Annotated in this window: 6 protein-coding genes; 1 reads left to right on the top strand and 5 read right to left on the bottom strand. The window is 36.9% G+C overall.

Features of this window, described 5'->3' with window-relative positions; genetic code table 11:
- Nucleotides 1–193: 193 nt before the first annotated feature.
- The 5 genes from ACE025_RS03380 to ACE025_RS03360 all read right to left on the bottom strand — a co-directional run bounded on the left by ACE025_RS03380 (nt 194) and on the right by ACE025_RS03360 (nt 6,226).
- Nucleotides 194–484, bottom strand: coding sequence for a DUF503 domain-containing protein (locus ACE025_RS03380; protein ID WP_485937472.1), 291 nt, complete (start codon nt 482–484; stop codon nt 194–196).
- An 11-nt stretch (nt 485–495) separates the two neighbouring features.
- A complete protein-coding gene (locus ACE025_RS03375; protein ID WP_485937470.1) occupies nt 496–2,013 on the bottom strand; it encodes a pyruvate kinase in 1,518 nt (505 codons plus the stop codon).
- A 41-nt stretch (nt 2,014–2,054) separates the two neighbouring features.
- Nucleotides 2,055–3,521 carry a phosphate:AMP phosphotransferase gene (locus ACE025_RS03370; RefSeq protein ID WP_485937468.1) on the bottom strand — a complete coding sequence of 489 codons (1,467 nt, stop codon included), beginning with the start codon at nt 3,519–3,521 and terminating at the stop codon, nt 2,055–2,057.
- A 129-nt stretch (nt 3,522–3,650) separates the two neighbouring features.
- Entirely contained in the window at nt 3,651–4,829 is a 1,179-nt protein-coding gene (locus tag ACE025_RS03365; RefSeq protein WP_485937466.1) for an MFS transporter, read from the bottom strand.
- A gap of 182 nt (nt 4,830–5,011) precedes the next feature.
- Nucleotides 5,012–6,226: a PQQ-dependent sugar dehydrogenase gene (locus ACE025_RS03360; protein WP_485937464.1), complete on the bottom strand. Its 1,215-nt coding sequence runs from the start codon at nt 6,224–6,226 to the stop codon at nt 5,012–5,014.
- Between the two features lie 1,004 nt (nt 6,227–7,230).
- Between ACE025_RS03360 and ACE025_RS03355 the strand changes: the two genes are divergently transcribed.
- Nucleotides 7,231–8,421: a quaternary amine ABC transporter ATP-binding protein gene (locus ACE025_RS03355; protein ID WP_485937462.1), complete on the top strand. Its 1,191-nt coding sequence runs from the start codon at nt 7,231–7,233 to the stop codon at nt 8,419–8,421.
- Nucleotide 8,422 lies beyond the last annotated feature (1 nt).

Here is an 8,422-nt window from a genome sequence, read left to right as displayed (position 1 = left end):
AGCTTCTTTATAGTATATAAGAACCTATTTTGTCCCATGAGCTGTCCTGTTGGTCCGCTCATGACCGAAACTGATTTCTCAACGGCCATCGCTTTTAATTTTTATTCCTTAATGGCAGGCTACGACATGAAGATGGGCCATGGCAGTTCTTGTTTGACTCTTGATGGCTGAAAACCACTATCTCTCGATTATTCTATATTTCCATCCGATCAATATCATAGATTTCAATAGCGTAAGTCTCTTCTATTTCGTTTAAGACCTTATCAAGCACCATATGGCATTGCTGGTATTCATTTCCCACAACACTGATACCGATTACTCCTTGGTTCAGCATGTCTTGCTTGTCCAATTCTGCGATACTGATATTGAATTTACGGTGCATCTTGTGAATAATGCTTTTTACTACACTCCTCTTATCCTTTAAAGAATAAGCTTCATCGATTCGAAAGCTTAATCTCATTCCGACAACAGCTATGAGAATCACCTCGTTTTTTCTTATTCTTTTTCAATTTCTCTTTTTGCGATGTTTAAGGCTCTTAGTTTCGGTGTTTTCTTGTATTCATGTTCATGCATTTGCTTGATGATATCATCTAAGAAAGATACACTTTCTCTCAAATATTCTCCTTTATTCAGCATGATGCATTCTGAACGACTGCCTTGAGCCGCATCCGTTACTTCTGCTCGAGTTGGAATTCCTGTAGCTACCATATTTTCCAAGACTTGTGTTCCCCATACTACAGGAACATCAGCCGCTTCACAGATCCACAAGATTTCTTGCTGCAGTTCTGCTAATCTTAAAAAACCAGCTTCAACAGCTAAATCTCCCCGAGCGATCATGACAGAAAATGGATTTTTTCCGGATGCTGATACAATGATCTCCGGCAATTTTCTCACCGCTTCAACAGTTTCGATTTTCGCCATTAAAGGAATTGTTTGGGCTTTTTTCTTCGGCATACGTTTCAGCAACTCTTGTTGAATTTCTTGAACATCTTCTGCATTTTTAACAAAAGAGAAGCCTATGATATCTGCATGGTCACACACGAAATCTAAGTTGCTTTTATCTTTATCAGTAATAAATTCCATTGTCACTTCTGATGCCGGGAAATTCAATCCCATTTCAGCTTTTAAGCGTACTCCTTTTTTAGAATCGACTTTTGTAGTCTCGACGATTGCACCTTCTTCTGTGACTTCTTTGATCACACCTTCTACTATTCCATCATCGATTTTGATTGGATCTCCTTGTTTTAAGTGAGAGACGATATCAGGAATGTTACACCCAATCATCAACTCGATACCGCTCATTTTTGGAGGTGTGTCAGATCCGGTCAACAAAAACCGATGTTCGCTTTTTACTCTCGGCTTTTTCAAACTAGTGAAGATCCAGCTGATTCTAGCTTTTGGTCCTGCAATATCCATCAATACTTGGCATTTTTTATCCAGTTTTTTCTCACATTTGCGAATGTTCTTGATAATACCTTGCCATATTTCAGGATCATCATGGGCACAATTCAACCGTGCTACGTTCATTCCCGCTTTCATCAAGTCTTCAATTAATTTGCTGTCTTTAGCTGCTTGTCCAGGTATAGTGACCATGATACGAGTAAAGCGCTCTTCAGGCTTTTTACCAAAAATCGTTGCAGTGTTCTTTTCAAGTTCTTTACTGCTGGCCAAGTAAGCCTCCATGGACGGATATTCGACAGCTTTAATTTCTTTCCCTAATATGGTTCCCAAACTCAGGATAACCGCGTTCAAGTTATCTAAAACCCGTGATTCCAACCTTCCTAGTGAAGACAACCCCCAAGGAGTAAGTGCTTCTTGGATTTTTCGGATATCGTGGTTTCGCAATGCCAAATAATAGGCTAAATTTTTAACACCGGATTCTTGTTTTTCTTTCTTTAATAATGGCTGCCACTTTTGGTACAATTTGTCCCCTTCTTTAGTGACTTCTGCCCTTAAAGAAATCAGTTTCTCATACAATTTTTCCGGGTTATTCAAATAACTGTTTTTTACCACTGATAATCCTCCTTACAAAATTCCGTCTCCAGATTCATAATTTATTCATCTAAATTTTTAGCAGCTTGTTCAATAAAAGTCTCGAGAACTTTAATACGGGCATATTTCTTATCCATTCCTGATACAATGTTCCAGGGCGCTTGTGGAGTAGATGTCCGGTCTAACATTTCATTCATTGCATCAATATACTCATCCCATTTTTCTCGATTGCGCCAGTCTTCATCTGTTAATTTGTATACTTTATCCGGCTCATTCTCACGATCTTTGAATCGTTTCAACTGTTCTTCTTTATCAATATAAAGAAAGAACTTTACGACCAATGTACCAAATTTCGTTAACTGAGCTTCCATCTGATTGATTTCTTCATAAGCTCTGTCCCACTCTTTTTCCGTCGCGAATCCTTCTACTCTTTCGACCAGAACCCTGCCATACCAGCTTCGATCAAAAATCTTGATGTCGCCTTTTTTAGGAAAGTCTCTATAGAATCTCCACAAATAATGGTACTGGTGCTCTAATTCATTTGGTGCAGATATAGTGATCACTTCATACCCCCTTGGATCCATCTCCCTTGTCAGGCGTTCAATGGCTCCGCCTTTTCCGGCAGCATCTACTCCTTCAAATACTAAAACAGTTGGGATCCCTTTAGTGTAAAGCTGAAAAGCAATACGTTCAGCTTCTAATTGAAGAGCGTCTTTTCGTTTATCATACTCTTCTTCAGACAAAGCTACGTTTAGATCGATTTTCTCCAATGGTTTTTGAGAAGCAGCATAATTTCTTGTATAACGGATACCACCATTTTTTTGTCCCAAGATTCGATCGATTCCTTCATAAATCAAATCAATCGACATACCTAAAACTTTTTCTGATGCTCCCTTTTTTTCTTCCGTTGAAATGATGTGCCATTTGCTGAAAGGAAAATCTGACTTTTCTAAAATTTCATCAAAATGATGCAAGTATTTCTCGTACTGCTTGTATTGATCTTCATCTCGCTCACCAATCATGAAGGCTTTGTCAGCATCGTTTTTTAATGCATCGATTCTTTCTTGCTGTGTTTTTTCTTTTTGATGAAGAAAGAATTTGATAATAATCACATTATCGTCCAATAATTGTTTTTCGATAATACTGATGTCTTCAATCCCTTGTTTCAACTCACTATTTTCAACAGATAAATCATTCAGTAGATTAAAATAAAAACTACGGTCAAAAATAGCCATATTGCCTTTTGAAGGGATTTTTTCCCAAAAGCGCCACAAAAAAGGTCTGGCTTCTTCTTCAGTTGTAGGTGTTTCAAACACACTGACTTTATACGATTTAGGGTTCAATTCTCGAACAAGATCTTTGATGACGTAACCTTTCCCTGAAGACTCCCAACCATCTACAATGATCAGGACCGGAATATTCAAATTTTTGATTAGTCGTTGTGCTCTAGCTAAGCGTTCTCCTAGTTCTTTCCGTTTAAATCCTGCATAGCGATTTTTCGTTTCTTTGAAATCAAAGTTTTTGAGCATGTTGTCACCTCCAAATAGAATCATCTTTATTATAATTTCTTATAGAATCTTTTACTAAGAAAACGGTTTGATTCTGTTGAACGATACAAAAAAAGCTGCAAGATAACTTGCAGCTTTTCGATAAAGATTTTATTTATTTGTCTGTAGTTCATTTTTAATAGAAGTGTTCATTTTTTCAGAACAAAGAGTCATTACCGCAACACTAAGCAATATATAAACAGGGAATAGCCCAATTGTGCTGAAAGAAACTAATCCACTAAAAATCAACGGCATGATAGAGCTGCCGATATAGGCAAATGCTACTTGCAGACCCATTACTGACTGTGAAGCCCCTCTTCCAAATCGACTTGGTGTATCATGAATCATACTTGGATAAATGGGTGCACATCCTAACCCAATGAACAGCAATCCTGCCATTGAAAACCCATCGGAAAAAGGCATCAGCAAAAGAATGCCACCGAACGCACAGATTGCTTGGCCAACCCGAATCAATGATTTGTTACTCATTTTATACGTCAAGAATCCGGAAACCAATCTCCCAATCGTTATGCCAAGAAAAAATAACGAAGTCCAACGCGCAGCAACCTCTGGAGCTAACGACTTATATTCTACTAAATATGTACTGCTCCATAAACCGGTCGTTGTTTCGATTGCACTATATAAAAAGAAAGCTAGTACTGACAATTTAACACCGCTTTTTTTCAATACAGACTTCTTAGATTGGAATGCAACTTCAGCTTCTGATGCATCATTGGAATCTTTATTTTCTACTTGATTCCATTTAGGAAGCGAAGTTGTGATAAAAACGACTAAAATCAATTGCAAGATCCCAATCGCTAAGTATCCGTTCTCCCAACTCCCGCGTGCAATAAAAAAGGATAAGATCAACGGACCCATTGTAGCTCCCAGTCCCCAAAAGCTATGCAACCAGCTCATATGGCTTGCTTTAAAATACAACGCCACAAAATTATTCAAAGCTGCATCCACGGATCCTGCTCCTAAACCTAACGGAATGGCTAGAATACATAACCCTAAAAAACTGCCTGAAAAAGCAAACCCTAGCAAAGCTATAGCGGTCAAAAGGATGCTGACTAGCGTTACTTTTGCTGTACCAAACCGCTTGATCATTGTTCCGCTCAGTAAACTAGATATGACTGTCCCGCCAGTGGTGATCACTGAAATCCAGCTTATAGAAGAGATGGATACTCCTAACCCTCCATACATAGCAGGCCAAGCTGATCCTAGTAAAGAATCGGGCAATCCTAAACTGATAAAAGATAAATACACAATTATTAAAATCAATGTCATTTAATTGAATCCTTTCCTGTTAGCTTTTACTCTTAATAAGTGTACTGGTTTTGCTCAAATTAGTATACGAAAATGAGTAAGAAAATCAAAAAAAGTCATGCAATAAACCCCCTTTCAAACAGCATCTTGTTTAAAAGGGGGTTTATCAATTATTTTATTTTGGTGAATCAAAAGCTGTTCGTTTACTTTTTTTCTGTTAGTTTGTACAATTTTCCGTTAAAATCTACAATGATCAGTTCTCCATTCTCATCTAATCCAAAAGAAGAAATCATCTGATTCGTATCTGTCAGTTCTTTATTTATTATTTGCCCATCTTCTGATTTTTTTAGCGCCCATACTTTTCCAGATATAAAATCTCCATAAATATAAGTCCCTTTTAAACTTGGATTTTCTGATCCGTTGTAGACATATCCTCCTGTAATGGACTGTCCTTGAGAGTGGTCGTATGCCCATATAGGCTCTTCTAAAGTTTGATGTTCTATTGAATCATCCGAAATATATTCTTTCGTTCCTTCCATCAATCGCCAACCGTAATTCTTACCAGACTTAACCAAGTTTATCTCTTCTAAGGCACTTTGTCCTACATCCGCTAACCAAAGTTCCTCTTCTTGTGCATCAAAACTAAATTTCCAAGGGTTGCGAAAGCCGTAAGCAAATATCTCTTCACGATAGCCTTCACTGTTTCCTGCAAATGGATTATCTTCTGGAATACTATATTCTGACTCCTTAGTCTTTTTATTTACATCAATCCGCAAAAGTTTCCCATAAATTTCCGTTAAATCTTGAGCGTTGTTCTGCGGATCACCACTTCCTCCACCGTCACCTGTTCCAATATATAAGTAACCATCAAAACCAAATGCCAGTTGCCCTCCATTGTGATTAGTATAAGGTTGAGGGAATTCCATAAATGCCGTTTCGCTGTTCATATCAGTTTTGTAATTATTAGGATCAGCTTTAAAACGTGAGATAACTGTGCCTTCTTGAGTAGTGTAATTGACATAGAAGTAACCATTTTCTTTGAAATTAGGATGGAAGGCCAATCCTAGTAAGCCCATTTCATTGCCTTTTGTGCTGATTTGATTACTTAAATCAATAAATACTTCTTTTTTAGAGACTTCAGATTGATTATCCATCACATAGATGGTACCTGTTCTTTCGACTACAAAAACTTTATTAGAATCGTCATAGGCTGAAGTGAAGTGCAACGGCTGATCAAAGATGACATTTTCATATGCTTCTACTACTTCATATTCATACGTTAAAGGATCAGTGGGCTGAGTTTCTATAGAGGATTCAGATGACTCGATATTTGAAGTTGATTCACTGTCTTCACCTGGTACTGAACATGAAGCAAGTATAAACAAGAAACAAAAAGCAGCTAAACTATGTTTTCTCATTAAAAGACTCCTTCCTGCAACGGTCAAAACAAAAAGAGAGAGTACAAGATAATATAATCCTATTTTTCATTTATATTAACACTATAAGAGAAAAAAACATAAAAAAAGGAAGGAACCTTTTACGGCTCCTCCCTTCTCATATGTGCAACACGTGTACTCACATTTTTATCTTTTCGATGCCATCTTTTCACGTAAATGGTCTTATTTGAACTAGATATTCTTGTTTACCTTTTTCAAAGTGTTCTGTTGAGACTCTGTTAAACTGTGTTTATCTGAATCGTCAATACATAGAAGCTTTGGATATACAATCTAGATGTGAGATACTCCGTGTTGCTATGATAGTAGATCTTAGATTGGTGTTACGTTTTAACCAACTACAACTTGCTGAACACCAACTAAGATACTTTGGGTCAATAGCTCTACTTAAACTATTAACCTAAGAACCCTTTTTCAAGGGGTTCTTCTAAAGAGCGGCATGCTCTTCTTTTTTATCTAATGTTTCTAGCATGTCCCTCTTTACAGTTAGAATATAACATGTAAGCGTTACCTTGTCAACGATTTATTCTACAAAAAATCATTTCTAATCAGAAATTAATAATTATAAAAACCACCTTTTTATTCCTTTAGTTCTTTAAACAAAAAATTTTGACGCTAATAATCTTCGCTAATTTTACTTTTTCAACTTTTTTATTAGAGAATTTTTTTCAAATTATCTGTAAAAATGGAACCATTTTTCTAAAATAAATTCATTAACCTATTTTGACCAATTTCAATTTTTAATCAAATTCTTAGAATCCTGACCCCATGGTCACAGTAAGCGTTAACAAACTTGTTTTCACGGCAACTCCGTTTTACAGGTCTGTTTTAAGTGTGTTACGGTAATACTTGTGTTCAAGGCGGAAAGAAAATTTAAACATTCGTTCGAAACTCGATGGAATCAATCTTTTCACTACTTTTATATGAAAAGTGTTCTGACGATTAAAAAAACAAAGGAGTTGAAGCTTTTGCCTAAGGTAACTGTTGAAAATTTGTCAAAAGTATTTGGAAAAAAAGAAGAACAAGCTTTAAAGCTAGCTAATGAAGGTAAGAAAAAATCTGAGATACTTGAAAGAACTGGTGCAACTGTTGGTGTCAACAATGCTAGTTTTTCTGTTGAACAGGGAGAAATTTTTGTCATCATGGGACTTTCTGGAAGTGGGAAATCTACTTTGGTTCGCTTATTAAACCGATTAATTGAGCCATCTCAAGGAAATATCTTTATCGATGGAAAAAATGTTTCTCAAATGGGAAAAGAAGATTTGCGTAATGTACGAAGAAAAGAAATGAGTATGGTCTTCCAGAATTTCGGTTTGTTCCCGCAAAAAACAATTTTGGAAAATACAGAGTATGGTTTAGAGATCCAAGGCATGGCGAAAGCTGAACGTCGTGAACGTGCAGAAAAAGCCTTAGAAAATGCTGGTCTGCTTGCCTATAAAGACCAACATCCAAATCAACTTTCAGGTGGGATGCAACAACGTGTTGGATTGGCTCGTGCTTTAGCCAACGATCCTGAAATTCTTTTAATGGATGAAGCATTCTCAGCTTTGGACCCATTGATTCGTCGCGAAATGCAGGATGAATTATTGGACATGCAAGAAAAAGTGAACAAAACGATCATTTTTATCACACATGATTTAAATGAGGCATTGCGTATTGGAAATCATATCGCTTTGATGAAAGATGGCGAAATCATGCAAATCGGTACTGGGGAAGAAATTTTAACCAACCCAGCTAACGATTACGTTGAGAAGTTCGTTGAAGATGTTGATCGTTCTAGAGTATTGACAGCAGAAAATATTATGGACCGTCCTACTACTCTAAAAATAGGTAAAGATGGCCCGAACGTAGCTTTAAGACGTATGGAACAAGAAGGCTTGTCTAATATGCTCGTTATAGATGACAGTCGTAAGTTATATGGATATGTTACAGATAGTGATACTGCTCGTGCGGTTAAGAATCATGAGAAAAACTTTGACAATATCTTACGTACTGATATTCCAACTGTACAAAGAGATACTTTGATCAATGACATTTTCGAAGTTATTCACGACGCTTCCACACCAGTAGCCGTTGTCGAAGACGGAAAATTAGTCGGCATCATTGTTCGTAGTTTAGTTCTTGGTGCACTTGCCAAAGATAGCGAGGTGTCTTTATAAT

It is taken from the genome of Desemzia sp. AGC72 (assembly GCF_057334175.1).
The sequence above is the reverse complement of the archived record's forward strand: the minus strand, read 5'-3'. Positions and strand labels throughout refer to the sequence as shown.

Coding starts and splice junctions, on each gene's coding strand:
- ACE025_RS03370 (WP_485937468.1), bottom strand. CDS start 3,521: ATGCTCAAAAACTTTGATTTCAAAGAAACGAAAAATCGCTATGCAGGA.
- ACE025_RS03365 (WP_485937466.1), bottom strand. CDS start 4,829: ATGACATTGATTTTAATAATTGTGTATTTATCTTTTATCAGTTTAGGA.
- ACE025_RS03360 (WP_485937464.1), bottom strand. CDS start 6,226: ATGAGAAAACATAGTTTAGCTGCTTTTTGTTTCTTGTTTATACTTGCT.